Origin of the sequence: Leifsonia sp. Root227 (assembly GCF_001428745.1) — a bacterium.
Classification (GTDB): domain Bacteria; phylum Actinomycetota; class Actinomycetes; order Actinomycetales; family Microbacteriaceae; genus Leifsonia.
In genome coordinates, this window is record NZ_LMIO01000004.1 from 80,956 (window position 1) to 103,675 (window position 22,720).

Sequence of the window (22,720 nt, forward strand, 5' to 3'; positions counted from 1 at the left end):
GTGAGCCGCATCGTGTCGGTGGCTCCGGTCGTGCCCGACCGGAGTTACAGCCAGGGCGAGATCACCGCGGCTCTGCTCGCGATGATCACCGCCGATCCAGGGCGTCAGGCGGTCATGCGTCGCATCCACGCATCCAGTGGGGTGGAGACGCGCAATCTCGTGATGCCGCTCGAACAGTACAGTTCGATCGCGTCGTTCCAGGAGTCCAACGACTTCTTCATCGCCGAGGGCACCACCCTCGCCGAGCGCGCCCTCACCGGTGCGCTCGCTGCGGCCGGCCTGCAGCCGACGGACGTGGACTTCCTCCTCTTCACCTCGGTGACCGGCATCGCCGCGCCGTCGATCGACGCGCAGCTGGTGCAGCGGCTCGGCCTGCGCACCGACGTCAAACGGCTGCCGAGCTTCGGGCTGGGCTGCGTCGCCGGCGCAGCCGGGATCGCCCGCGTCCACGACTACCTCACCGGCCACCCGAACGAAGTCGCCGTGCTGCTCTCGGTCGAGCTCTGCTCGCTCACCGTGCAGGCCAGCGACGACTCGATGGCGAACATCGTCGCGAGCGGCCTGTTCGGCGATGGGGCGGCAGCGGTGATCATGGTCGGCGACAACCGCGCCAAGCAGCTCGGCCTCCCCGGCCCGGAGATCGTCGACACCCGCAGCCGCATCTACCCCGACACCGCGGATGTGATCGGCTGGGACATCGGAGGCACCGGCTTCCGCATCGTGCTCAGCGCCGGCGTGCCCGAGGTCATCGACCGCAACTTCGCCTCCGATGCAGAAGGACTCCTGGCCGCGCACGACCTGACGATCGCCGACGTCGGAGCCTGGGCGGCGCACCCGGGCGGCCCGAAGGTGCTCGAAGCGTTCGCCAGGGCACTCGACCTGCCGGACGGCGCCCTCGACGCGAGCTGGCGCTCGCTGGCACGGGTCGGCAACCTGTCGTCTGCCGCGGTGCTGCACGTGCTCGCCGAGCTGATGGATGCGCACCAGGCGCCGGGCACGAACGGCCTGCTCTTCGCGCTCGGCCCAGGCGTGACCGCCGAACTGGTGCTGCTGCACTGGGCGGACGGGAACGCGGAGTCGCACGACCGCGCGGCTCTCGACGGCGCGGCTCTCGACCCGGAGGACGACGGCACGGCGATGGGCACCGCCGCGTGATCCTGTACGCGATCCTGGTGCTCGCCACCGGCGGCGAGCGCATCGCCGAGCTGATCGTGTCGTCGCGCAACGCGGCCTGGTCGTTCGCGCGCGGCGGCGTCGAATACGGCAAGGGGCACTTCCCGCCGATGGTGGCGCTGCACACCGGGCTGCTGCTGGCCTGCCTGGCCGAGGTGTGGTGGGGCGGCCGTCCGTTCATCCCGTGGCTGGGGTGGCCGATGCTGGTGCTCGTGCTGGCCAGCCAGGGCCTGCGCTGGTGGTGCATCGCCGCCCTCGGACCACGCTGGAACACCCGCGTCATCATCGTGCGCGACCTGCCACTCGTCACGCGCGGGCCGTACCGCTGGCTGAAGCACCCGAACTACATCGCGGTGGTGGTGGAAGGGTTCGCGCTCCCGCTCGTGCACACCGCGTGGATCACGGCCATCGCGTTCACGGTGCTGAACGCCGTGCTGCTGCTGGCGGTGCGCATCCCCTGCGAGAACCGCGCGCTGGCGTCGGTGGAGCCAGCGCGAGCATGAACGCCGCGCCCGGCCTGATCGTCGTCGGGGCAGGCCCGGTGGGACTGGCGTGCGCGATCGAGGCGCGGCTGGCCGGGATAGCCGTGCTGGTGATCGAAGCCAGGGACGACCCGATCGACAAGGCGTGCGGTGAGGGCTTGATGCCCGGCGCGCTCGCCGCCCTGCACGTGATGGGGGTCGACCCTGCCGGGCATCCGCTGGCCGGGATCGCCTACCTGGACGGCACGAGGCGGGTGGAGCACCAGTTCTCGGAGCGGCCGGGGCGCGGCGTGCGCCGGACCACACTGCAGCAGGCGCTCGCGACGCGGGCGCGCGAACTCGGGGCGACCGTCGAGCGGGCGCGCGTCGTCGGGCTGGAGAACGGGACGGACGAGGTGTCGGTGATCCTCGCGACGGACGCCGCGCATCCCACGGGTGGCAGACGCACGGCCCCGTGGCTGATCGCGGCAGACGGACTTCACTCCCCGCTCCGCCGTCTCGCCGGTCTCGACGGCCGCCCGCAGCGGGATGCGCGCCGCCGCTTCGGGGTGCGCCGCCACTACGCGATCGCGCCGTGGACGGACCTCGTCGAGGTGCACTGGGCGGCGGACGTCGAGGCGTACGTGACCCCGGTGGACGACAACCTCGTCGGCGTCGCCGTGCTCGGCCATCGGCCGCTCGACCAGGATGCGGCACTCGCGCGCATCCCGCAGCTCGCCGAGCGGCTGCGCGGCGTTGAGGCGGTCAGCTCCGTGCGCGGGGCCGGCCCGCTGCTGCAGCGCACGAAGGCGCGCACCGCCGGCCGCCTGCTGCTGGCCGGAGACGCCTCCGGCTATGTGGACGCCCTCACCGGCGAGGGGATGCGCGTCGGCTTCGCCCAGGCACGCGCCGCGGTCGCTGCGGTGGTGGCCGCGGACCCTGCGCGATACGAGCGGGCGTGGCGGACGACAACGCGCGACTTCCGCATGCTCACGTCCGGCCTGGTGACGGCGGCCCGCTCGCCGATGCGCGGCAGGATCGTGCCTGCCGCCACCGCCCGCCCCCAGCTTTTCGGTTCCATCGTCGAACGGCTGTCGCGGTAGCGAGGCGTGTGCCGTAGTATGTGACACGTTCAGTGATCAGATGCGGTATGTCCCGGGAGCCAGATGGGTGAAGCGAACCAGCCCGTCCAGGGCAGCGGGCTGTCGCGCCGCACGACGATCACGTTCTATCTCCCGGAGGAGCTGCGCAGCCGGGCACGGGCCGTCTACCGCTCGACGTCGTTCGAGGAGAAGGACAGCAGCTGGTCGGAGATGCTCAACAAAGCGCTCCTCACTGAGATCGGGCGTCGCGAGGCGATCTACAACGACGGCGTCCCGTTCACGGGCCGCGACGATCCGCTCCCGCCTGGCCGCCCGATCGGCTTTTAGCCGCCGGGAGCGCGTCAGTGCGTCAGCGCTTGGCGAGGGTCCCGAGCTTGTCGCCGCCGTTCTTGTAGACGGTGAGGGTGTCGCCGTCGACCTTGGCGGTGTGCGCGAGGTTGAGCCACGGCGTGACGCCCTCGCAGGCCTTCAGAGTGGAGGCGAACGGCCCGAACGTGAAGGTGTCTCCCGAGACCGTGCCCTTGCCGCTCATGTCGTTGCAGCCGTCGTTTCCGTGGAACGTTCCGTCCGACTCGATGGTGAGCGACGGTTGTCCAGCGGTGTCCTCACCCCAGGAACCGGTGAAGGACGACGCGGACGACGAGCATCCGGAGAGGGCCGCCAGCACGACGGCGGCGGCGATGGCGATGGCGGGGCGGACGAGCCTGGCGGTCTTCATGGCTAAAACCTAGCGGCGATCGGTCACGACCGGAATGCATGCATAATCTCATTTCGACATCCGATTGCATCCCGCCGACGCGAGGGTAGCGTGACGGCAATGACAGACAGCACGAGCACAGATAGCACGAGCACCCGCGACGACGACCTCGCCACCATCTCCGGCCTCATCTCGGCGTCCCGCGTTGCGCTCTTCACCACGCAGACCGCGTCCGGCGCCCTGCACTCCCGGCCGCTCGCCACCCAGAAGGCCGAGTTCGACGGCGACCTGTGGTTCTTCACCCAGGACCCGAGCCCGAAGGTCGCCGACATCCACGCGCATCCCCAGGTCAACGTGTCGTACGACACGGGGAAGGGCTACCTGTCGCTGGCCGGCACGGCCGAGCTCGTCCACGACAGGGACAAGGTGGACGAGCTGTGGAGCCCGTCGATGGAGGCGTGGTTCCCGGAAGGCAAGGACGATCCAGCCGTCGCGCTCCTGCACGTCAGCGCGGAGTCGGCGGAGTTCTGGGCGTCGCACGAGCCAGGCATCGTCAAGGTGTTCAAGATCGCCAAGGCGGCCGTCACCCACACGCCGCCGGACATAGGCGAGAACAAGACCGTCGAGCTCTAGAGCACGACCCTCGTGGATGCGCGCAACGACTCCCGCGCGGCCAGCGCGACTCTGAGCGCATCCACGGCGGCGCTCGTCGGGCAGCGGTCCGGCGGGCTGCCCTCTGTGACGCAGTCGAGGAAGTAGCGCGCCTGCGCGACGAACGGCTCGCCCTCGGCCGGCTGCAGCGCATCCACGCCGTCCGTGCCGACCAGGTCGAGGCTGGTGCTGAAGGCGAAGCCCTCCGGCAGGTCGGCGACGCTGAGCACGGTCGCCACCCCGCCGTCGCGGTACTCGGTCGTGGTCGTCACGGGCGCGCCGTATCCGCCAGGGGTTCGCACGGCCGTCACCGCCACCGGCTCCCCGAGGTGCAGGTTGGCCTGGTCGAAGTCGTGGATCGCGAAGTCGACCACCATGCCACCGGACTGCTCCTCGTCCGCGAGCCAGTCCGGCCGGTGCGGCGACGACGTGAGCCGCGTGGCCCGCAGCGCGCGGACCCGCCCGATCCCTCCGGCGGCCACCCGCTCGGCGAGCTCAGCGTACGCGGGGAAGAACCGCACGACGTGCGCCACCATCAGCACGCCGGGCGCGCGGTCGGCGGCAGCGGCGACGGCGCGCGCATCCTCGACGGTCAGCGCGATCGGCTTCTCCAGCAGCACGTTCCTGCCCGCCTCCAGCGCGCGGATCGCGAGCTCTGCATGCGTCGGGGTCGGGGTGCAGACCGACACGATGGTGACCGCCGGATCGGTCAGCGCTTCGTCGAGCGTCGTCGCCCAGCGCGCATCCGGTGCGGCAGGCAGCGACGGGCGACGACGCGGCGACACCACGGCGTGCACCCGGACGCCGAGCGCGAGCCAGGCGCGGGCGTGCGCCTCCGCCATCCGCCCTGCGCCGACGATCGCGACACCGTGCGATGGGCGGCTCACCGCACCACGCGGTTGATCTCGGCGGCGTCGAACAGCTTGTCCAGCACCAGCCGCCCCGCACCGCGGATGCCCGCCCTGTCCTTCGTCACCGACACGGCGATGTCGAGGTTGTCCGTCACCATCGGCAGGCACTCGAAGTAGATCGCCGAGCGCACGCCGGCGACGAACGCCTCCGCCTCGCCGAGGATCCCTCCGAGCACGAGCCGCTGCGGGTTGAAGAAGTTCATGATCGTCGCGAGCACGCCGCCGACCCTGCTGCCTGCTTCGCGCAGCATCTGGGTGGCCAGTGGATGCGCATCCCTGGCCAGCGCGAGCACCTCGCTCGTGTCAGCGACCTCCACCCCGGCGTCGCGCAGGGCCTGCACGATCGCCGCTCCCCCCGCCACCGCATCCAGGCAGCCGGTGCGACCGCAGGAGCACAGCACGGGTGGTGCGCCAGGCACGCTGACGTGGCTGATGTCCCCCGCCATGCCGTGGTAGCCGTGGTAGAGCCCGCCGAGCGCGATCACGCCGCAGCCGATGCTCGATCCGGCCTTGACGAAGACGAGGTGCTGCACGTCGTCGCCGAGGGCGTCGTGCTCGCCGAGCGCCATCAGGTTGGCGTCGTTGTCCGTGGCGGCGGGAAGGCCACTCAGCTCTGTCATGGCCGCGGCGACGTCCACGCCGTTCCAGCCTGGCATCCTCGACGGCGAAACCATGCGGCCGGTCGTGGAGTCGACGGGGCCAGGCAGGCCGATCCCGTAGCCGCGCAGGCGCTGGCCCGCTTCGGCGTGCTCGGCGACGAGCGCGTCGGCGACGGTCATGATCCAGCGCAGGATGCGCTGCGGTCCCTGGCCGATGTCCATGTTCTCGTTGCGCACGGCGATGAGACGCCCGGAGAGGTCGATGAGGCCGAACGTGGCATGGTGGGAGCCGAGGTCGACGGAGCAGACGACACCGCTGCTCGGGTCGACTTCGAGGGTGCGCGGGCGGCGGCCGCCCTGGGAGACGCCCTCCCCCGCCTCACGGATGTAGCCGGAGGCGATCAGGGCGTCGATGCGCTGGGCGACCGTGGACGGCGACAGCCCGGTGCTGCGGGCGATCTCGGCGCGGGAGCGCGAGTGTCCAGAACGAATCAGGTCGAGGATCGCCCCGGCGTTCGAGCCGTGGAGCTGGTGTGCGTCGATGGTGCTGGTCATGGCGCAGCTCGCTCTCCTCTGAACACGTGTGAGTTGAGGATACTGTACCGACTTTCTTCGATTTCGCATTAAGTAATTCCAATATTGCGCAAAACTAGGTTCACTTAGTACGCTTTCCGCAACCCGGACCACCGGCCGCTCGACCAGGCCAGATCAATGACGACGCGAGGAACCCGCATGACCGCAGCAACCGACCAGCAGCTCATGGTGAGCCTGCGCGCCGTCGACAAGCACTTCGGCGAGCTGCACGTTCTCCAGAACATCGACCTGGACGTGCACCCCCAGGAGGTCGTGGTCGTGGTCGGCCCGTCCGGCTCTGGCAAGTCGACGCTGTGCCGCTCGATCAACCGCCTCGAAACCATCGACTCCGGCGAGATCCGCGTCGACGGCGAACTGCTCCCCGTCGAGGGCGCCGGCCTCGCCCGCCTCCGCGCGGACGTCGGCATGGTCTTCCAGTCGTTCAACCTCTTCGCCCACCGCACGATCCTCGACAACGTGACGCTCGCCCCCATCAAGGTGCGCGGCACGAAGAAGGCGGAAGCGGAGAAGGAGGCGATGGTCCTGCTCGACCGCGTCGGCATCGCCGACAAGGCGCACGCCCACCCCGCCCAGCTCTCCGGCGGCCAGCAGCAGCGCGCCGCCATCGCGCGAGCCCTCGCCATGCACCCCAAGGTCATGCTCTTCGACGAGCCGACGAGCGCCCTCGACCCCGAGATGGTCGGCGAGGTGCTGGACGTGATGACCTCGCTCGCCAAGGAGGGCATGACGATGATCGTCGTCACGCACGAGATGGGCTTCGCCCGCCGCGCCGCCGATCGCGTGGTCTTCATGGACCGCGGTCAGATCGTCGAGCAGGCCACCCCAGCCGAATTCTTCGACTCGCCGCGCTCCGAGCGCGCCAAGTCGTTCCTCGCTTCCGTCCTCTCGCACTAGCGAACGGAAGGCTTCGCCCTGCACCACCCGATCGCATCCCCGATCGCCCCCATTGGAAAGGACGCACCACATGATCCGCAGCATTACCCGCAGGAAGGCAACGGCCGCCGGAATCCTGCTGGCCGCTGTGACGCTCGTCGTCACCGGCTGCTCCGGCACCACCAGCCTCCCCGGCTCGAGCGCGAGCTCCAGCTCGTCCAGCGCCGACTCGCCCTTCACCGACGCCCCTGTCGCGAAGGCCTCGCTCATCATCCCCGGCTCCACGATGGAGAAGATCAAGAAGCGCGGCAAGCTGATCGTCGCCGAAGCTCTCGACGCACCGCTGCTGTCGCAGCAGGACCCGACGAACCCCGACCAGGTGACCGGCTTCGACGCCGACCTCGCCAAGCTGCTCGCCACGTACATCCTGGGCAAGCCGAACGTGGAGATCGTGCCCCCGGCGTCGGAGACGCGTGAGGCGATGCTGCAGAACGGCACCGTCGACGTGGTCTTCAACACGTACACGATCACCGAGGAGCGCGCGACGCAGATCGACTTCGCCGGCCCGTACTTCGAGTCCGGCCTGGCCGTCGCCGTCAAGAGCGACAACACCACGATCAAGAGCGTCAAGGACATCGACGGCAAGAACGTCATCGTCGGAGCCAACACGCCCGCCGTCACCGAGGTGCCGAAGGTCGCCCCGAAGGCGAAGGTCACCGCGTTCGCGACCGACCCCGCCGCCGTGCAGGCGCTCATCCAGGGCCGCGGCGACGCATACGTGCAGGACTACACCCTCCTGGCCAGCGACGCTGCCAGCGAGAAGCAGATCAAGGTCGTCGGCGAGCCGTTCACCAAGGAGCCGTACGGCATCGGCCTCCAGCACGGCGACTCGGACTTCAAGTCGTTCATCAACGACTGGCTGAAGACCATCCAGAAGGGCGGCCAGTGGGGCAAGGCGTGGAAGACCACGCTCGGCACCGTGACAGACTCCGCCATCCCGACCCCGCCGGAGATCGGTTCCGTCCCCGGTTCCTGACCGGCCCATGACCGGAGCCCCCTGCTCCCCCGGCTCGGGGCTCCTTCGACTCGGGATGCGCGCGGCGCGACCACACATGCCCGCGCGCATCCCGACCAACAGGTCCTTCGCACCACCCCACCATCTCCCCTTCCCGTAGCCACGTGCAGTGAGTGAGCAATGAATCCCCTGATCGACAACCTCGGACCGATCGTCCAGGCGCTCGGCACGACGCTGATGATGGCGCTCATCGCCGGTGTCTGCTCGATCGTGCTCGGCGTTCTCGTGACGGTCGCGCGGGTCAGCCCCATCCCGATCCTGCGCGCAGCAGCCTTCCTGTACGTGCAGTTCTTCATCAACGTCCCGCTGCTCGCGCTGCTGCTGCTCGCCGTGTTCGCACTCCCGGACGCCGGCCTCCTCCTCCCCCTGACCCCCACCGCCATCATCGTGCTCACCGTCTACGAGGCCGCGTACGTCGCAGAAGCCGTGCGCTCCGGCGTCAACACGGTCTCGGTCGGCCAGGTCGAAGCATCCAGAGCTCTCGGCTTCACGCTGGCGCAGTCGTTGCGGTTCGTGGTCATCCCCCAGGCGCTGCGCGCCGTCGTGCAGCCGATCGGGAACGTGATGATCGCGCTCGCGATGAACACGGCTCTCGCCGCTGCGGTCGGCGTCGTCGAGCTCACCGCAGAGGTCAACAAGATCAACCTCATCGCCGCGCAGCCCATCCTGATCTTCTCCGGCGCCGGCCTCATCTACATGGCCATCGCGCTCGCGATCGGCCTCGCGGCCGGCTGGGTCGAACGAAAGGTGGCGATCGTCCGATGATGGATCAGCTCATCCCCGACCGCCCGGCGGCCAGGCCCGCCCGAGCAGCTCGCGCCAAGCGCGGGAAGAAGCGCACGTACGCCGCCTCGTTCATCTACGACCAGCCGGGGCCGCGCGGCCGCAGGAACATCCTGATCGGCTCCGTCGTCAGCAGCGTCGTCTTCATCGTCGTCATCGGCATCGGCCTCTGGCAGTTCGCATCGCACGGGCAGTTCGCGCCGGAGCGCTGGCAGCCGTTCACCGACTGGGCGATCTGGCAGTACCTGCTGGTCGGCCTCCTCGGAACGCTCGAAGCCGCTGCCATCGTCGCCGTTCTCGGCGGCGCACTCGGCGTGCTCCTCGGCCTCGGCCGGATGAGCAACCAGCGCTGGCTGCGCTGGATCTGCTCCGCGTACATCGAGATCGCGCGCACCATCCCCGTGCTGCTGATGATCTACCTGATGCTGTTCGGCCTCCCCCAGATCGGCATCAACCTGCCGACCCTGTGGAAGCTGGTCGTGCCGCTGACCATCGCCAACTCCGCCGTCTTCGCCGAGATCGTGCGCGCCGGCGTCGGCAGCCTCCCGCGCGGCCAGCGCGAGGCGGCGCTCAGCCTCGGGATGCGCGGGGCCCAGGCCATGCGCTTCGTGGTGCTCCCGCAGGCCTTCCGCAATGTGGCCCCGTCGCTCATCACCCAGCTCGTCAGCCTGCTGAAGGACACGTCGCTCGGCTACATCGTCGCCTTCACCGAGCTGCTCTACCGTGGTCAGGTGCTCGCGTCGTTCCTGCACCTGCTGATCCCGACCTACATCGCCGTGACGGTCATCTACCTGGTGGTCAACGGCAGCCTCTCCGCTCTGGCGTCTCGTCTGCAACGCGGCTCCCGCCGACGCCCTTCGACCCAGCCGGCGCTGCCCGGCCTCCCCGCCATCGATACGAAAGCCGCGAATGTCTGAGTCACCCGCCCCCGCTGCCACCCCTGCAGTCGCCCCAGCCGTCGCCTCGCTCGCCGAGCTGGCCACTGTCACGCGCTCCGGCCTGATCGAGAGCCGCCACTTCGGCAGCCTCGTCGCCGTCGACCCGTCCGGCGCCACCGTGCTCGAGCTCGGCACTCCGGATGCGGTCATCCTGCCCCGCTCGACGGTCAAGCCGCTGCAGGCGCTGGCGTGCCTCACCGCAGGCGCCCCGCTCGCGGGCGAACAGCTGGCCATCGCCGCCGGCAGTCACACGGGAGAGGACGAACACGTGCGGGTCGTCCGCGCGATCCTCGAGCGCGCCGGCCTCGACGAATCGGCGCTCGGCTGCCCCGTCGACCGTCCGGAAGACGAGGGCACGTTCGAGCGGCTGGTCCGCGCCGGCGAGCCGCGCGCTCGCGTGCGGATGAACTGCTCGGGCAAGCACGCCGCGATGCTGCTGGCCTGCGCCGTGAACGGCTGGTCGACACACGACTACCTGGACACCGCGCATCCCCTGCAGCAGCACGTCCGCGCCACGATGGCCGAGCTGACAGGGGTCCCCGTGGAGTGGGACGCGATCGACGGCTGCGGCGCTCCGCTCTTCGGAACGACCGTGCGCGGCGTCGCCCAGTCCTTCCGCGCGCTCGTGCAGGCAGAGCCGGGCACCCCCGCCGCGCAGGTCGCGGCCGCGATGCGGGAGCACCCGTTCTACGTCGGCGGCTCCGGCCACCAGAACTCGACCCTGATGGAGACCGTGCCCGGCGCGCTTGCCAAGGGAGGCGCTGAGGGTGTCATCGGCGTCGCAGCGGCCGACGGCACGGCCGTCTCGATGAAGATCGTCGACGGCAGCCCGCGCGCCACCACCCTGCTCGCCCTGCGCGTGCTGGAAGCCCTCGGCACCGACATCTCCGGCGCGACGACGCTCACCGCCCTGCCCGTGCTCGGGGGAGGCGTGCCTGTCGGCTCGATCGGCGTCGGCAGCGACCTGGCGGCGGCGCTGGAGCGCGTCGCGTGACCCTGCTCGAAATCTGCCTGGACGACCTCGACGGCGTCGCGGCCGCCGAACGCGGAGGCGCTGATCGCATCGAGCTGTGCGCTGCCCTCAGCGAGGGCGGCATCACGCCGTCGCTCGGCACGGTCGCGGCGGCGCTCCGTCAGGTGACCGCGATGGGGGTCAACGTGCTGGTGCGCCAGCGCGGAGGCGACTTCGTCTACAGCGAGCCCGAGGTGGCGGCGATGGCCGACGACATCCGCGCAATCCGCGAGCTGCCCAACCCCGCCGGTGTGCCGCTCGGCTTCGTGATCGGCGCACTCCGCCCGGACAACACGATCGACGTCGCAGCCGCCTCGCGCCTGCGCGCGGCATGCGGCGACGCACCCGTCACGTTCCACAAGGCGTTCGACCAGACCCCTGACCTCCCTGCGGCGCTGGACGACCTCATCGGACTCGGAATCGACAGGGTGCTCACCTCTGGCGGCGTGACGACTGCCGCCGACGGCTCGGAGAAGCTCGCCGAGCTGGTGGTGCGGTCGCGCGGCCGGGTGACGATCCTCGCCGGTGGCGGCGTCCGCGCCGCGAACGTGGCCGAGCTGGTGCGCCGCACCGGTGTGACAGAGGTGCACCTCCGGGCCGGCGAAGCGCAGCCGAGCGCTGCCCGTGCCGCCGGCGCAGAGCCGAGCGTGTACGACTCCGGGTACCGCATGGTGACGTCCTCCGCCGCCGTGGCCGCTGTGGTAGCGGAGCTTGCGCGGGTGGCGGCATGAGCGCATCCACTGCTGAGCCTGTCGCCGGCGTCGTCCGCGATCGTGCCGTTCTCGCCGTCGACCTCGGCGGCACCGCCATGAAGGGCGCCGTCGTGTCCGCATCGGGCGACGCGGTCGCCGAGCTGACCAGGCCCACCCCGTCCGCAGACGTGGTGGCGGCCCTGGTCTCGCTGTTCCACGACCTGCGCGACCTGGCCGCCGACGCGGGATGCGACGTGATCGGCGCCGGGGTCGTCACCCCCGGCATCGTTGACGAGGAGCGCGGGATCGTGCTCTACGCCTCCAACTTGGACTGGCGGGACGTTCCCCTCCTGGACACCATCCGCGCCGCCCTCGATATGCCCGTCGCCCTCGGCCACGACGTGCGCGCGGCCGGGATCGCCGAACGTCTGATCGGCGCCGCACGCGGCTTCGACGACTTCGTGCTCGTTCCGATCGGCACCGGTGTCGCGGCCGCGCTCATCACTGCGGGCGGCACGGTAACCGGCGCCACCGGCGCCGCCGGCGAGTTCGGCCACATCCCGGTCATCCCAGGCGGCGAGGAGTGCACCTGCGGCCAGCGCGGCTGCCTGGAGGTGTACGTGTCGGGAGCCGGCCTGGCACGACGGTACGCGGCGGCGGGCGGGAGCGACCTCAGCTCGCGCGAGATCGTCGCGCGGCTGGGCACGGACCCGACAGCCGACCGCGTCTGGTCGCAAGCCGTCGACGTGCTCGCTCAGGGCCTCAACATCATGACCCTCCTCCTGGACCCAGGCGTGATCGTCCTCGGCGGCGGGTTCTCCCGCGCAGGCGACGCCCTCATGGTCCCTCTCACCGAGCGCATGAGCGACGGCCTCGCCTGGCGTTCGCGCCCGCTCGTGGTGCGCAGCGAGCTCGGAGGCGACGCCGGACGAACCGGCGCCGCCATCCTCGCGTTCCGTGCTGCAGGCCGAAGCGACCTGCCGGCATCCTGGGCCGAGAGGTTCGAGAAGCGGCCCGTTCTGGCCGAATAGGCAGCTCCTCGAACCCCGCCGGGCTCAGTGGATGCGGTGGTGACGCACCGCTGCAGCCTCACGGTTGCGGCGGGCGAACAGCAGCACGACACCCAGCAGCGCCAGCAGTGCCGCGAGCGCCCCGAGACCCGAGATGTCGGAGCCGGTGGATGCGAGCATCCCGGCCGACGTTGCGTCGCCGTCCGCGAGGGCGGTGACGGAGCCGGGGTCGGCCGCTGTGGTGGTGCCGTCGGTGCCGCCACCGGGGGTCGACGGGGTGCCGGGGTTGGCCGGTGTCGTCGGGGTGGTCGGCGTCGTCGGCGTCGTCGGAGTGGTCGGCGTCGTCGGCGTCGTCGGGGTGGTCGGCGTGGTCGGCGTGGTCGGCGTCGTGGTGGCGCCGGTGGTGCCGCTGTCGCCGATGACGCTGATGGCGTTGCCGCCGACGGTCACCGGGATGCCCAGCCCGACCGGAAGCTGGATGCCCCCGAGCAGGCCACCGTCACCGCTGGTCGACGGGGATCCCGCAGACCCGGTGCTTCCACCCGTGGTCGCGGAGCCGCTGGACGAACTGTCGCCCACAACGCTCACCGCATTCCCACCAGCGGTCACCGGCACGCCGGCGCCGATGGGCAGCTGGATGCCCGAGAGCACCCCGTTGTCCCCCGTGGTCGTCGGAGCGGACCCGCCGCCGGCCGACCCGGCTGCTGGAGCAGTCGCGGTCGAACCGGTCGAGGTCGAGTCACCGAGAACGCTGATCGCGTTGCCGCCGGCCGTCACCGGCACGGCAGCGCCGATCGGCGCTTGGATGCCCGACGCGATACCGTTCGCGCCGGTGGTGGTCGCACCAGAACCCGTCGAGGTTCCGGCGGCAGGAGCAGTCGTCTTCGAACCGGTCGACGTCGAGTCGCCGAGGACGCTGACCGCATTGCCGCCGGCCGTCACCGGCACAGCAGCGCCGATCGGCGCCTGGATGCCCGACGCGATACCGTCCGCGCCCGTCGTCGTCGCGCCAGAACCCGCGGGGGTTCCCGCTGCCGGAGCGGTCGCGGTCGATCCCGTGCTGGTCGAGTCGCCGAGCACGCTGATCGCGTTCCCGCCGACCGTCACCGGCACAGCCGCATCCACGGGGGCCTGCGTTCCGGAGGCGACGCCGTCCGAACCGGAGGTCGTCGGACCGGATGCCGCGGGAGCAGCAGCCGCAGGAGCGGGAGCAGCAGCCGACGTGGAGTCAGCGGTCGCCGCATCCCCCACCGCGCTGATCGAGTTGCCCGTGACCGTCACCGGCACGTTCACATCCACCAGGGCCTGCGTGCCGGAGAGCACACCGCCCAGCCCGGAGGTGTCGACCGACGCGGAAGGGGCGGGCGCGGCAGCAGGTGCAGCAGCGGCAGGCGCCGCAGCCGTCGCGTCCGCGCTGCTCGAGTCACCGAGCACGCTGATGCCGTTTCCGCTGATGGTCACAGGGACGGTCAGGTCGACGACGGCCTGCGTCCCGGATGCGGTGCCGTCACTTCCGCTGGTCTCGGCCGCGTTCGCGACGCCGACACCCGCCAGTGACAACCCGCCGAGGAAGAGGGTGAACCACAACCCCCTCGACACGTACTTGTTCATGGTCTTGCCTTTCGATTGAGTGTTTGTGCTCCCACACGGGAGACTTCGGTCGAGTTCTGCCGTAGAAGGGCAGAGGCGACCCACTCAGTCGGGGCTGGTGTCGTGGTCGAGCACGGGCGACGCCGGAACACGGTCGTCGCCGAACGCACCGAGCAGGCCACCTCGTGCGGCGAGAGGTGCATTGAAGCTCTCCGGGACGGCCGCACCGGATGCGGCGCCACCGGTTCCCGCCCCGCCGGACCCACTACCCGTGGTCGGCGCAGGCGGAGTCGCAGGCGATGGCCCTCCCGGCTCGCCAGGCGTCGCAGGGACGCCGCCCGGCAGCGTCACAGAGCGTTCGCCAGCGGTCGCGACAGCCAGTGGATGCGCACCCGCGCGTCCAGCACGATCCGTCACGAGAATCGACGCGCCTGCACCGGCTCCCTGCGCGGCAGGAGCGGTCAGGGCGAGCTGGCCGCCCGCATCCGCACCCGGGGCACCAGGACCGTCGACACCCGGCGTACCCGGGGCACCCGGAACACCCGGCGTTCCTGGCACGACAGGCGGAAGAAGAGGCGGAATCGTGACGATCGGCGTCCCGGTGACCGGATCGACCGCGTTCGTCGCACCGTCGACCACGGAGGCGACCGTGTCGTCCACCGCGTCGGTGACCGGGGTGACGACCGTGGCGACGGGGTCGTCGCCGAGCAGGCCGTTGGTCAGCGGGATCGAGTTCACGACGTTGTCGACGGCGGTCACGACCGGCGTCACCGTGCTGGTCACAGGAGCCTGGTCTGCGATGCTGCCGAGCGTGTCCGTGACCGGCGTGGTCACCGTTGCGACCACATCCTGGACGGGATCCGGTACGACGGGCGCGACCGCCTGGGTCACACTCGTCGCGGCGTCGGTCACGCCGCCGACGACCGAACCGACCGTCTTGTCGAGGTCGGAGACCACGCCGCCGACCGCCCCAAGCACCGAGTGCGCGGGAGGTGGCGGGGCAGGCTCCGCGGCGGACGCCTGAGACGAACCGAGGAAGAAGCCGAGGATCACGAGCCCGGCGCCGCCGATCAAAGACCCGATCAGCACGCGTGCAGGGGAGAAGGCGGTGGGCTGTTCAGCCGCTTGTACCAACCCGATCACCCCCTGACCGTTCGAGACAATCGCGACTGTACTCCTTCGTCTACCCGACAGGAACCGTCTCGGACGAGGTTTTTGCCGAGCCGTCCGCCGCCCGAGCGCGCGAGCGTCGCGCGGCCGACGCGGCGAACACCATCACGACCACGGCGCCCACGGTGATGAGCGCGCCCGCCCACAGCGGCGACGTGTACCCGAGCCCTGCGGTGATCGTCACTCCGCCGATCCACGCTCCGAGGGCGTTGCCGACGTTGAAGGCGGCGATGTTCGCGCCGGACGCGAGGGTGGGCGCATCCGGTGCGTAGTTCATCACGCGCATCTGCAGTCCTGGCACGGTCGCGAAGCCGAAGGCGCCCATCAGCACCAGGGCGATCACGGCTCCGACCGGGTTGCCGGCGACGAGCGCGAACACCGCGAGAATCACCGCGAGCCCGGAGAGCACCACGATCAGCGTCCGGTCGAGCGCGCGGTCGGCGAAGCGCCCCCCGAGCGCATTGCCGGCGAACAGCCCGACGCCGAACAGGATGAGCAGCCACGGCACGGCACTGGATGCGAACCCGCTGACCTCGGTGAGTGTGAAGGCCATGTATGTGAACGCTCCGAACATCCCGCCGAAGCCGAGGACGGTCACCACGATGGACAGCCAGACCTGGCCGGAGCGGAACGCGCGCAGCTCGTGGCGGAGGCCGCCTTGCGCCGCCGGGTCCGCCGGGTCTGCAGCGCCCGTGCCCTTCGGCACGAGGGTCGCCACTCCGACCGTCGCCAGGACGCCGATGATCGCGATGGCCCAGAACGTGGACCGCCAGCCGAGCGCCTGGCCGAGCAGCGTGCCGAACGGGACACCGAGGACGTTCGCCGCGGTGAGGCCGGTGAACATGATCGCGATGGCGCGAGCCTTCTTGTCCGGCGCGACCATCCCGGCCGCGACCACGGACCCGATGCCGAAGAACGCGCCGTGCGCGAGAGCAGCGAGGACGCGGCCGGACAGCATGAGCGTGTATGTCGGGGCGAGCGCCGACACCGTGTTGCCGACGATGAACAGCACCATCAGCCCGAGCAGCGCCGCCTTGCGCGGGAGCCGGTTGATGGCCGCCGTGAGGAAGAGGGCGCCGACCACCACCCCGAGCGCGTAGCCGGAGATGAGCCAACCCGCCGCCGCTTCGTTCACGTGGAAGTCGGCGGCCACCTCGGGGAGGAGGCCGGCGATGACGAACTCGGTGAGGCCGATGCCGAAGCCGCCGAGGGCGAGGGCGATGAGGCCGACAGGCATGAGAACTCCTTGATGCTGATACTCTGATAGTTGCAAGCGCGTCATAAATAGTTGCACATGCAACTACTTTCCGCAACCCGTGGATGCGCGCGCCGGCACACAGACGACCGAGCACAGACGACCGAGCACGGGCGACCGAGCACAGACAGGAGGCCCCGATGGGAATCACCGACGACGCCGTCGAGGTGCGCGCCCAGGGCTGGCGGACCCTCGCCGCACTGCACAACTTCATCGAGAGCGAACTCGAACGCGCGCTCAGCAAAGAGGTGCAGCTCTCCGTGGTCGAATACACGGTGCTCGACGCCCTCAGCCGCCAGGACGGCTGGCACATGCGCATGCAGCAGCTCGCCCGCGCCAGCGCGCTCAGTCCGTCTGCGACCACGCGCCTCGTCAACCGGTTGGAGGAGCGCGGCCTCCTCACCCGCGTGCTCTGCGACGACGACCGCCGTGGCATCTACACCGAGCTCACGGCCGCGGGCCACCACCTGCTCGACGCGGCACGCCCCATCCACGACGACGCCCTCGAGCGCGCTCTGGCCGAGGCCCACGACGTTCCGGAGCTCGCCTCGCTGATCTCCGCGCTCCCCCAGCTCGCGCTGGTGCACTGAGACCGCTTCGCTGAGGCTGCTCAACTGAGACCGCCTCGCTGAGACTGCATTCCTGAGAAAGGGCGCCCCCGATGCTCCGCACCATGTTCAAGTCCAAGATCCACCGCGCGACCGTCACGCACTCCGACCTGCACTACGTCGGCTCGCTCACGGTCGACCTCGACCTCCTCGACGCGGCCGATCTGCTTCCAGGCGAGCAGGTGAGCGTTGTCGACATCGCCAACGGAAACCGCTTCGAGACCTACCTGATCGCCGGCGAGCGCGGCAGCGGCGTGATCGGCGTCAACGGGGCCGCCGCCCACCTGGCGGAGGTCGGCCACCTCGTTATCGTCATCTCATACGCCCAGCTCACGGATGCGGAGGCCCGCGCGTTCGAGCCGACGGTGGTGCACGTGGATGCGCAGAACCGCATCGTCGCCGTGAACTCCGACCCTGCGGGCGCTCTGGTGCCCGGCGTCGAGACCCCTCCGTTCGCGGTGCGCTAGACACACCAGCGCAGTGCGGCTCAGCGCAGGATCTCGACCAGCGCGATCCAGCTGAACAGCGCGGCCCCGATCAGCGCCACGATCGTCCCGGCCGCCACGAAGTAGAGCGCAACGGGGCTCGACAGCACCCCGAGCACCCCGCCCACCGCGAAGATCGCAAGCGGTGCCACGAACGACGCGATGTGCTGCGCATCCCACCGGTGGAAGTCGGCCCGCTCCGGATCGCGCAGGATGGCCCGCGCGGCCAGCACCGCGATCACCACCCCGATCGCCGTGCCCACGAGCGTCACGATCCCGTACGCCCACAGCGCCTGGCCGGGGATGAGCGCAGCGCACGCCAGCACGATGCCGAGGATGAGCGCCGCGATGGCGGCTCCCGCCCGCGCGGCGAGTCCGCGCGACTCGGCGATCTGCTTGATGTTCACCGACAGCGCCACGATCAGCAGCCCGCCGAGGGCGGCCCCCGCTCCCGCGATGGCGACGTTGAACTCCGCCCACGGCTCGAGCTGCGCATCCATGCCCACATGGTAGCGACGGGATGCGGTCCCCCGGCAGCCCCGCGAGGCCGGTGCTTGCGTCGCGTTTCCCGGGTTTGCCGCGCATTTGGCGGCTTTCATGGCGCGTCGGCCACGCGTTGGCGTATAAAGAGGCCATGAGCGAACCGATCGAGAAGTGGGTGGCACTCTATCGGCGGGCGTGGGAGTCCAACGATCCGGACGACATCCGGGCGTTGTTCACCGAGGACGCCAGCTACCGCACCGAACCGTTCGCCGAACCATGGGACGGGCACCTCGAGATCGTCGAGGGCTGGCTGGATGCGCAGGACGACCCTGGCGCGGCCACGTTCGAGTGGCGCATCGCAGGCCAGGATCAACTCACCTACTTCGTCGAGGGCGTCACCGACTACCGCGACGGCCCCATCTACAGCAACCTCTGGGTGGTGAAGCTCGTGCCGGATGGCCGCGCCGAGGAGTTCACCGAGTGGTGGATGGAGCAGGAGTCCGCGCAGGACTGACCCGTCGACTCTCCTCCGCCTCCTCTGTGGGCCCGCCTCCTACAGCGAGCCGAGCCAGAGGCCGAGGCCGGCGGCGGCGAGCGCGAGCAGCATCATGCCGAACGCGTTGAACGCGGCAGCGCGGTAGCGGCGCTGCTGCGCGAGTCGCACGGTCTCATAGCTGGCCGTGCTGAACGTGGTGTATCCGCCGAGGAAGCCCGTCCCGATCACAGCGCGCCACTCCGCCGGCAGGCCGTTGGCGATCGCGAGGCCGGTGACCAGGCCGAGGAGGAACGACCCCGTCACGTTGATCACCGTGGTGCCGAGCGGGAACGAGACCACGATGCGGCTGCGCAGCACGCCGTCGAGCACGAGGCGCGCGACGGCGCCGAGCCCGCCGGCGACGGCCACCCCGAGCACGAGCAGCGGCGTCATTCGGCGCGCCCCAGCCGTGCGGCGAGCGCGATCCCCGCGAGCGTGGCCGCCGCGCCCACGACGATCGTCGCGATGGCGTAGAGGATGCTGCCGCCGAGGTTCTGGGCCGCGATCAGCCCGTCCGCATCCACCGCGAACGCGCTGTACGTGGTGAACCCGCCCAGGATGCCCGTGCCGGCGAACAGGCGCAGGTTGCGGCGCATCCCGTGGTCGGGTCCGCGCAGCGCGAGCGTCTCGAGCAGCCAGCCGAGCACGAACGCGCCGACCACGTTGATGCCGAACGTCGCCACCGGCAGACCGGCGAGCGGGGGCACAGCGGCCGAGATCAGGTAGCGGACCGTCGTTCCGAGGGCGCCGCCGGCGAACACGAGTCCGAGGTAGCGCCAGTGCAGATGCACGGGAACGGGTCTGGTCGTCGACACAGCGGTATCCACCCTTCGGTCAGGAAGCGTAGGAACTATCAGCGGACGACGCGGTTCGGGCACGGCACGGGTGCTGCCCAGGCGAGATCCATCGCCGTCCGCCCACTATACCGATGCACCCGATACCGGCCCGTCAGACCGGCGGGTCCTCCCACGGCAGCGCACCCTTGCCCGGCACGGGCGCCAGGGGCACCACGATCACCGGTCGGTGCTGCCGGTGCGCCAGATGCACGGCCACCGATCCGTTGAAGAACTCGCGGATGCTCCCCCGCAGCCCGGCCTCACGCGTCCCGACCACGATGTAGCGCGCATCCACGTCGTCGGCCAGCTTGGTGAGCGCCCACGACGGGTCTCCTGCGAGCTGCTGCAACTGGTACGGCACCCCCGTGCCGTCGAGCACCTCCCTGATGCGTTCCGCCAGCTCAGGGTCGAACGTCTCGTCCTCGACCTCCGGCAGGTCCGGGTCGTACGGCAGGGCGACCACCGTGCCGTCGACGTAGCTCGACACCAGGTACCGGTTGGGGTCGACGTTCGCGCAGACCAGGGGGACGTCGAGATCGTCGGCCAGTTTGATGGCCTGTTCGAGGACCGTCACCGGCTGTCCGGGGACGACCGCGACGAGGATTCCGCCACGCAGAGTGCTGTCGTTGCCGCTCATGTCCCTAGTGTGCACCACCTGTGCCCTCGACGGCTGCAGGATGCTGGGGTACGGTCGCGGTAACGCGCTGACCCCGCGGGTCGGCGCCGCAACACACCCGACAGAACGACAGCCACCAACGAACAGGGAGCCCGATGAGTTTCGAGAAGCCGCCGCTTCCCCGCGAGCGACGCAGGACCACGAAAGGCTTGCGGCCGCTGCCCGAGCTGACGAAGGACCTGGTCGCCCAGTTGCGGAGGCTCGTGGCGAGCGAGCTCGCACTGTTCAAGGCGGAGATGAGCGCCAAGGCGAAGGCCGCCGGCGTCGGCATCGGCCTGTTCGTGGCCGCCCTGATGTTCGTGTTCTTCGCGCTCTGCGCCCTGGTGACCACGGCCGTGCTGGCCTTCGCACTGATCGTCCCGGCCTGGCTCGCGGCCCTGATCGTCGCGGGCATCCTGCTGGTGCTCGGCATCATCACCGCCCTCATCGGCAGGTCGAGCCTCAAGCGCGGCGTTCCGCCCGTGCCGGACGACCTCAAGCAGGAACTGGGCGACGATCTTCGCGCCCTGAAGGGAGAGCGACCGTGACCGACCGCCGCCCCGAGCGTCCTCCCATCCCCGACGGAGCGGGCATCCCCACGATCAAGCTCGACCTGGAACAGACCAGGGACGAACTCGCCTCGACGCTCGACGACCTGTTCGCGACGTTCAACCCCGGGGTGCAGATCCGCTCGCATCCCGTGCTGTTCGTCGGGTTGTTCCTCGGCGTCGTCGCCGCGGCCGCTGGAGCGGTCGCCATGCTGACGCGAGGCCGGTCGCGTGCCCGCTGACCGCGGAGGCGTCGGCGCTGCACGCGCGGAGGCCGTCGGCCGCATCGAGCGGATGCACCGCGTCTCGTGGTTCAAGCTGCCGTGGGGGTTCATCCTCAAGCGCACGTTCCGGAGCTTCTCGCTCGACGCCTGCACCGACCTCGCCGCAGGGTTGACCTACTTCGCCGTGCTGTCGCTGTTCCCGGCGATGATCGCACTGGTGAGCATCCTGGGCCTGATCGGTCAGAGCCAGGCCGGCATCGACGCGCTGTTCCAGGTGGTGGAGGAGATCGCTCCCGGCACACTGGATGCGGTCAAGGGCCCGATCGAGAACCTCGCCGCCTCCCCCGCCAGCGGCTGGGCGCTCGCGATCGGCATCGTCGGCGCGATCTGGTCGGCCTCCGGCTACGTCGGCGGCTTCGGTCGTGCGCTGAACCGGGTGTACGGGGTGCGGGAGGGGCGGACGGTGTTCTCGCTCCGTCCCGTGCAGCTCGGCGTCACGGTCGCCGCGCTCGTGCTCATCGCGCTGATGGCGCTCCTGCTGGTGGTGTCCGGTCCGGTGGCGACCGCCATCGGGAACGCGCTCGGCGTCGGCAGCACCGTCGAGGTGGTGTGGTCGATCGTCAAGTGGCCGATCATGATCGTCGCCATCGTGCTGCTGGTCGCCCTGCTGTATTCGGCGACCCCGAACGTCAAGCAGACGAAGTTCCGCTGGCTGACCACCGGCTCGTTCGCCGCCATCATCGTGCTCGGGATCGCCTCGGCCCTCTTCGCGTTCTACGTGGCCAATTTCGGCAGTTACGACAAGACGTACGGCGCGCTCGCCGGCATCATCGTGTTCCTGCTGTGGATCTGGATCGCGAACGTCGCCCTCCTGCTCGGCGCCGAGCTCGACTCGGAGATCGAGCGCGCCAGGCAGCTCGTCAGCGGCATCGAGGCGGACTCTGTGCTGCGCCTGCCGCTGAAGTCCGACAAGGCCATCGTGAAGGCTCGGGATGCGGCGTCCTCCGACATCCTCGCCGCCAGGGAGATCCGCAAGCGCTACCGTTAGGCTCGCGCTATGAGCACGGATCAGCCAGGACAGGACCGCCAGGGTACGACCGTCCCGGACTCCCGCGGCAGGACGGGGCTGGACCTGGTCGGCCGCGACCTCGACGGGAATCCGGACGTGCGCATCCTGGATGTGGAGGTCACCTCAGACGGCTGGCACGTGCTGCGCCGCACCACGTTCGACTACCGCGGCCGTGACGGCGCGTGGACGACGCAGGCGCGCGAGACGTACGACCGCGGCAACGGCGCCACGATCCTGCTCTACGACCAGGAGGCGCGCACGCTGCTGCTCACCAGGCAGTTCCGCTTCCCCGCCTACGTCAACGGCCACCCGGACGGGATGCTCGTGGAGGCTGCAGCCGGACTGCTCGACGACGACTCGGCCGAGGAGGCCATCCGGCGCGAGGCCGCGGAGGAGCTCGGCGTGACGGTCGGCGAGCTGAGCCATCTGTTCGATCTCTACATGAGCCCCGGCTCCGTCACCGAACGGGTGCACTTCTTCGCCGCGCCGTACGCGGCCAGGGACGTGCGAGGAGGAGGCGGGGTCGAGGAGGAGGGCGAAGAGATCGAGCCGGTGACCATCGGCTACGACGACGCTCTCGCCCGCATCGCCGACGGCACCATCGTGGACGGCAAGACCGTCATCCTGCTGCAGTGGGCGGCGCTCAACCTGTTCGCGCGCTGATCGTCTGGCGCGGGTCCGTCGGGCGCA

General features: G+C 70.4%; 29 protein-coding genes and 1 riboswitch. Of the genes, 19 read left to right on the plus strand and 10 right to left on the minus strand.

The window, feature by feature from the left end; translation table 11 throughout:
• The 4 genes from ASE16_RS15020 (at position 1) to ASE16_RS15035 (ending at position 3,064) form a co-directional block, all read left to right on the plus strand.
• Entirely contained in the window at positions 1-1,155 is a 1,155-nt protein-coding gene (locus tag ASE16_RS15020) for a type III polyketide synthase (protein ID WP_082581502.1), read from the plus strand.
• Positions 1,152-1,676: an isoprenylcysteine carboxyl methyltransferase family protein gene (locus ASE16_RS15025; RefSeq protein ID WP_055896812.1), complete on the plus strand. Its 525-nt coding sequence runs from the start codon at positions 1,152-1,154 to the stop codon at positions 1,674-1,676. The genes ASE16_RS15020 and ASE16_RS15025 overlap by 4 nt, the downstream gene beginning before the upstream one ends.
• On the plus strand, positions 1,673-2,737 hold the full coding sequence (locus ASE16_RS15030) for an NAD(P)/FAD-dependent oxidoreductase (protein WP_055896815.1): 1,065 nt from the start codon (positions 1,673-1,675) through the stop codon (positions 2,735-2,737). The genes ASE16_RS15025 and ASE16_RS15030 overlap by 4 nt, the downstream gene beginning before the upstream one ends.
• Before the next feature lie 63 nt (positions 2,738-2,800).
• Positions 2,801-3,064 carry a hypothetical protein gene (locus tag ASE16_RS15035; protein WP_055896818.1) on the plus strand — a complete coding sequence of 88 codons (264 nt, stop codon included), beginning with the start codon at positions 2,801-2,803 and terminating at the stop codon, positions 3,062-3,064.
• A 22-nt stretch (positions 3,065-3,086) separates the two neighbouring features.
• Here ASE16_RS15035 and ASE16_RS15040 read toward each other — a convergent pair whose 3' ends face one another.
• A complete protein-coding gene (locus ASE16_RS15040) occupies positions 3,087-3,455 on the minus strand; it encodes an META domain-containing protein (protein WP_055896821.1) in 369 nt (122 codons plus the stop codon).
• A 99-nt stretch (positions 3,456-3,554) separates the two neighbouring features.
• On the opposite strand from ASE16_RS15040, the gene ASE16_RS15045 reads away from it, so the two are divergent.
• A complete protein-coding gene (locus tag ASE16_RS15045; protein WP_055896824.1) occupies positions 3,555-4,067 on the plus strand; it encodes a pyridoxamine 5'-phosphate oxidase family protein in 513 nt (170 codons plus the stop codon).
• Here the strand turns inward: ASE16_RS15045 and ASE16_RS15050 are convergent.
• The gene (locus ASE16_RS15050) at positions 4,064-4,972 is read right to left on the minus strand and encodes a Gfo/Idh/MocA family protein (protein ID WP_235500527.1); all 909 of its coding nucleotides are present in this window, start codon (positions 4,970-4,972) and stop codon (positions 4,064-4,066) included. The two genes, ASE16_RS15045 and ASE16_RS15050, sit on opposite strands and share 4 nt — an antisense overlap.
• The gene (locus tag ASE16_RS15055) at positions 4,969-6,150 is read right to left on the minus strand and encodes an ROK family transcriptional regulator (RefSeq protein ID WP_055896827.1); all 1,182 of its coding nucleotides are present in this window, start codon (positions 6,148-6,150) and stop codon (positions 4,969-4,971) included. The genes ASE16_RS15050 and ASE16_RS15055 overlap by 4 nt, the downstream gene beginning before the upstream one ends.
• Before the next feature lie 204 nt (positions 6,151-6,354).
• Between ASE16_RS15055 and ASE16_RS15060 the strand changes: the two genes are divergently transcribed.
• The 7 genes from ASE16_RS15060 to ASE16_RS15090 all read left to right on the plus strand — a co-directional run bounded on the left by ASE16_RS15060 (position 6,355) and on the right by ASE16_RS15090 (position 12,593).
• Positions 6,355-7,083, plus strand: a complete 729-nt coding sequence (locus ASE16_RS15060) for an amino acid ABC transporter ATP-binding protein (RefSeq protein WP_157480470.1) — start codon at positions 6,355-6,357, stop codon at positions 7,081-7,083.
• Between the two features lie 70 nt (positions 7,084-7,153).
• Positions 7,154-8,098 carry a glutamate ABC transporter substrate-binding protein gene (locus ASE16_RS15065; RefSeq protein ID WP_055896832.1) on the plus strand — a complete coding sequence of 315 codons (945 nt, stop codon included), beginning with the start codon at positions 7,154-7,156 and terminating at the stop codon, positions 8,096-8,098.
• A gap of 159 nt (positions 8,099-8,257) precedes the next feature.
• Positions 8,258-8,902 carry an amino acid ABC transporter permease gene (locus tag ASE16_RS15070; protein WP_055896835.1) on the plus strand — a complete coding sequence of 215 codons (645 nt, stop codon included), beginning with the start codon at positions 8,258-8,260 and terminating at the stop codon, positions 8,900-8,902.
• Positions 8,899-9,837, plus strand: a complete 939-nt coding sequence (locus ASE16_RS15075; protein ID WP_055896837.1) for an amino acid ABC transporter permease — start codon at positions 8,899-8,901, stop codon at positions 9,835-9,837. Before ASE16_RS15070 ends, ASE16_RS15075 begins: the two co-directional genes overlap by 4 nt.
• A complete protein-coding gene (locus tag ASE16_RS15080) occupies positions 9,830-10,852 on the plus strand; it encodes an asparaginase (RefSeq protein ID WP_055896839.1) in 1,023 nt (340 codons plus the stop codon). The genes ASE16_RS15075 and ASE16_RS15080 overlap by 8 nt, the downstream gene beginning before the upstream one ends.
• A complete protein-coding gene (locus tag ASE16_RS15085) occupies positions 10,849-11,601 on the plus strand; it encodes a copper homeostasis protein CutC (protein ID WP_055896841.1) in 753 nt (250 codons plus the stop codon). The genes ASE16_RS15080 and ASE16_RS15085 overlap by 4 nt, the downstream gene beginning before the upstream one ends.
• Positions 11,598-12,593, plus strand: coding sequence for an ROK family protein (locus ASE16_RS15090; protein ID WP_055896844.1), 996 nt, complete (start codon positions 11,598-11,600; stop codon positions 12,591-12,593). The genes ASE16_RS15085 and ASE16_RS15090 overlap by 4 nt, the downstream gene beginning before the upstream one ends.
• A gap of 24 nt (positions 12,594-12,617) precedes the next feature.
• On the opposite strand, the gene ASE16_RS15095 is transcribed toward ASE16_RS15090, so the two are convergent.
• From ASE16_RS15095 to ASE16_RS15105, 3 genes are all read right to left on the minus strand, one after another.
• Positions 12,618-14,183 (minus strand): LPXTG cell wall anchor domain-containing protein, encoded by a 1,566-nt coding sequence (locus ASE16_RS15095; protein ID WP_235500528.1) that lies wholly within the window; start codon positions 14,181-14,183, stop codon positions 12,618-12,620.
• 84 nt (positions 14,184-14,267) lie between these two features.
• Positions 14,268-15,305: a hypothetical protein gene (locus ASE16_RS15100; RefSeq protein ID WP_157480413.1), complete on the minus strand. Its 1,038-nt coding sequence runs from the start codon at positions 15,303-15,305 to the stop codon at positions 14,268-14,270.
• Positions 15,306-15,345: 40 nt separating this feature from the next.
• Complete coding sequence (locus ASE16_RS15105) at positions 15,346-16,569, minus strand: MFS transporter (RefSeq protein ID WP_055896850.1); 1,224 nt, start codon at positions 16,567-16,569, stop codon at positions 15,346-15,348.
• A 158-nt stretch (positions 16,570-16,727) separates the two neighbouring features.
• On the opposite strand from ASE16_RS15105, the gene ASE16_RS15110 reads away from it, so the two are divergent.
• On the plus strand, positions 16,728-17,177 hold the full coding sequence (locus tag ASE16_RS15110; protein ID WP_055896854.1) for a MarR family winged helix-turn-helix transcriptional regulator: 450 nt from the start codon (positions 16,728-16,730) through the stop codon (positions 17,175-17,177).
• A gap of 71 nt (positions 17,178-17,248) precedes the next feature.
• Positions 17,249-17,662: an aspartate 1-decarboxylase gene (gene panD / locus ASE16_RS15115; RefSeq protein WP_055896857.1), complete on the plus strand. Its 414-nt coding sequence runs from the start codon at positions 17,249-17,251 to the stop codon at positions 17,660-17,662.
• Positions 17,663-17,682: 20 nt separating this feature from the next.
• Here the strand turns inward: panD and ASE16_RS15120 are convergent, their stop codons facing one another.
• A complete protein-coding gene (locus ASE16_RS15120; protein WP_055896861.1) occupies positions 17,683-18,180 on the minus strand; it encodes a hypothetical protein in 498 nt (165 codons plus the stop codon).
• A 134-nt stretch (positions 18,181-18,314) separates the two neighbouring features.
• On the opposite strand from ASE16_RS15120, the gene ASE16_RS15125 reads away from it, so the two are divergent.
• A complete protein-coding gene (locus ASE16_RS15125) occupies positions 18,315-18,677 on the plus strand; it encodes a nuclear transport factor 2 family protein (RefSeq protein WP_055896863.1) in 363 nt (120 codons plus the stop codon).
• 39 nt (positions 18,678-18,716) lie between these two features.
• On the opposite strand, the gene crcB is transcribed toward ASE16_RS15125, so the two are convergent.
• The 3 genes from crcB to ASE16_RS15140 form a co-directional block, all read right to left on the minus strand.
• Positions 18,717-19,091, minus strand: a complete 375-nt coding sequence (crcB, locus tag ASE16_RS15130) for a fluoride efflux transporter CrcB (RefSeq protein ID WP_055896866.1) — start codon at positions 19,089-19,091, stop codon at positions 18,717-18,719.
• Complete coding sequence (locus ASE16_RS15135; protein WP_055896869.1) at positions 19,088-19,513, minus strand: fluoride efflux transporter FluC; 426 nt, start codon at positions 19,511-19,513, stop codon at positions 19,088-19,090. Before ASE16_RS15135 ends, crcB begins: the two co-directional genes overlap by 4 nt.
• Before the next feature lie 22 nt (positions 19,514-19,535).
• Positions 19,536-19,618, minus strand: a riboswitch (Fluoride riboswitch).
• Between the two features lie 28 nt (positions 19,619-19,646).
• A complete protein-coding gene (locus ASE16_RS15140; protein ID WP_055896872.1) occupies positions 19,647-20,171 on the minus strand; it encodes a universal stress protein in 525 nt (174 codons plus the stop codon).
• 134 nt (positions 20,172-20,305) lie between these two features.
• Between ASE16_RS15140 and ASE16_RS15145 the strand changes: the two genes are divergently transcribed.
• The 4 genes from ASE16_RS15145 to ASE16_RS15160 are packed head-to-tail and all read left to right on the plus strand — an operon-like array spanning position 20,306 to position 22,693.
• Complete coding sequence (locus ASE16_RS15145) at positions 20,306-20,737, plus strand: phage holin family protein (protein WP_055896875.1); 432 nt, start codon at positions 20,306-20,308, stop codon at positions 20,735-20,737.
• Complete coding sequence (locus ASE16_RS15150) at positions 20,734-20,979, plus strand: DUF3618 domain-containing protein (RefSeq protein ID WP_055896878.1); 246 nt, start codon at positions 20,734-20,736, stop codon at positions 20,977-20,979. The genes ASE16_RS15145 and ASE16_RS15150 overlap by 4 nt, the downstream gene beginning before the upstream one ends.
• Positions 20,969-22,009, plus strand: a complete 1,041-nt coding sequence (locus tag ASE16_RS15155) for a YihY/virulence factor BrkB family protein (RefSeq protein ID WP_055896881.1) — start codon at positions 20,969-20,971, stop codon at positions 22,007-22,009. The genes ASE16_RS15150 and ASE16_RS15155 overlap by 11 nt, the downstream gene beginning before the upstream one ends.
• A gap of 9 nt (positions 22,010-22,018) precedes the next feature.
• Positions 22,019-22,693: an NUDIX domain-containing protein gene (locus ASE16_RS15160; RefSeq protein ID WP_055896884.1), complete on the plus strand. Its 675-nt coding sequence runs from the start codon at positions 22,019-22,021 to the stop codon at positions 22,691-22,693.
• The last annotated feature ends 27 nt before the right edge of the window (positions 22,694-22,720 follow it).

Coding starts and splice junctions, on each gene's coding strand:
- ASE16_RS15030 (WP_055896815.1), top strand. CDS start 1,673: ATGAACGCCGCGCCCGGCCTGATCGTCGTCGGGGCAGGCCCGGTGGGA.
- ASE16_RS15035 (WP_055896818.1), top strand. CDS start 2,801: ATGGGTGAAGCGAACCAGCCCGTCCAGGGCAGCGGGCTGTCGCGCCGC.
- ASE16_RS15040 (WP_055896821.1), bottom strand. CDS start 3,455: ATGAAGACCGCCAGGCTCGTCCGCCCCGCCATCGCCATCGCCGCCGCC.
- ASE16_RS15045 (WP_055896824.1), top strand. CDS start 3,555: ATGACAGACAGCACGAGCACAGATAGCACGAGCACCCGCGACGACGAC.
- ASE16_RS15055 (WP_055896827.1), bottom strand. CDS start 6,150: ATGACCAGCACCATCGACGCACACCAGCTCCACGGCTCGAACGCCGGG.
- ASE16_RS15060 (WP_157480470.1), top strand. CDS start 6,355: ATGGTGAGCCTGCGCGCCGTCGACAAGCACTTCGGCGAGCTGCACGTT.
- ASE16_RS15065 (WP_055896832.1), top strand. CDS start 7,154: ATGATCCGCAGCATTACCCGCAGGAAGGCAACGGCCGCCGGAATCCTG.
- ASE16_RS15070 (WP_055896835.1), top strand. CDS start 8,258: ATGAATCCCCTGATCGACAACCTCGGACCGATCGTCCAGGCGCTCGGC.
- ASE16_RS15075 (WP_055896837.1), top strand. CDS start 8,899: ATGATGGATCAGCTCATCCCCGACCGCCCGGCGGCCAGGCCCGCCCGA.
- ASE16_RS15080 (WP_055896839.1), top strand. CDS start 9,830: ATGTCTGAGTCACCCGCCCCCGCTGCCACCCCTGCAGTCGCCCCAGCC.
- ASE16_RS15090 (WP_055896844.1), top strand. CDS start 11,598: ATGAGCGCATCCACTGCTGAGCCTGTCGCCGGCGTCGTCCGCGATCGT.
- ASE16_RS15095 (WP_235500528.1), bottom strand. CDS start 14,183: ATGAACAAGTACGTGTCGAGGGGGTTGTGGTTCACCCTCTTCCTCGGC.
- ASE16_RS15105 (WP_055896850.1), bottom strand. CDS start 16,569: ATGCCTGTCGGCCTCATCGCCCTCGCCCTCGGCGGCTTCGGCATCGGC.
- ASE16_RS15110 (WP_055896854.1), top strand. CDS start 16,728: ATGGGAATCACCGACGACGCCGTCGAGGTGCGCGCCCAGGGCTGGCGG.
- panD (WP_055896857.1), top strand. CDS start 17,249: ATGCTCCGCACCATGTTCAAGTCCAAGATCCACCGCGCGACCGTCACG.
- ASE16_RS15120 (WP_055896861.1), bottom strand. CDS start 18,180: ATGGATGCGCAGCTCGAGCCGTGGGCGGAGTTCAACGTCGCCATCGCG.
- ASE16_RS15125 (WP_055896863.1), top strand. CDS start 18,315: ATGAGCGAACCGATCGAGAAGTGGGTGGCACTCTATCGGCGGGCGTGG.
- crcB (WP_055896866.1), bottom strand. CDS start 19,091: ATGACGCCGCTGCTCGTGCTCGGGGTGGCCGTCGCCGGCGGGCTCGGC.
- ASE16_RS15140 (WP_055896872.1), bottom strand. CDS start 20,171: ATGAGCGGCAACGACAGCACTCTGCGTGGCGGAATCCTCGTCGCGGTC.
- ASE16_RS15145 (WP_055896875.1), top strand. CDS start 20,306: ATGAGTTTCGAGAAGCCGCCGCTTCCCCGCGAGCGACGCAGGACCACG.
- ASE16_RS15160 (WP_055896884.1), top strand. CDS start 22,019: ATGAGCACGGATCAGCCAGGACAGGACCGCCAGGGTACGACCGTCCCG.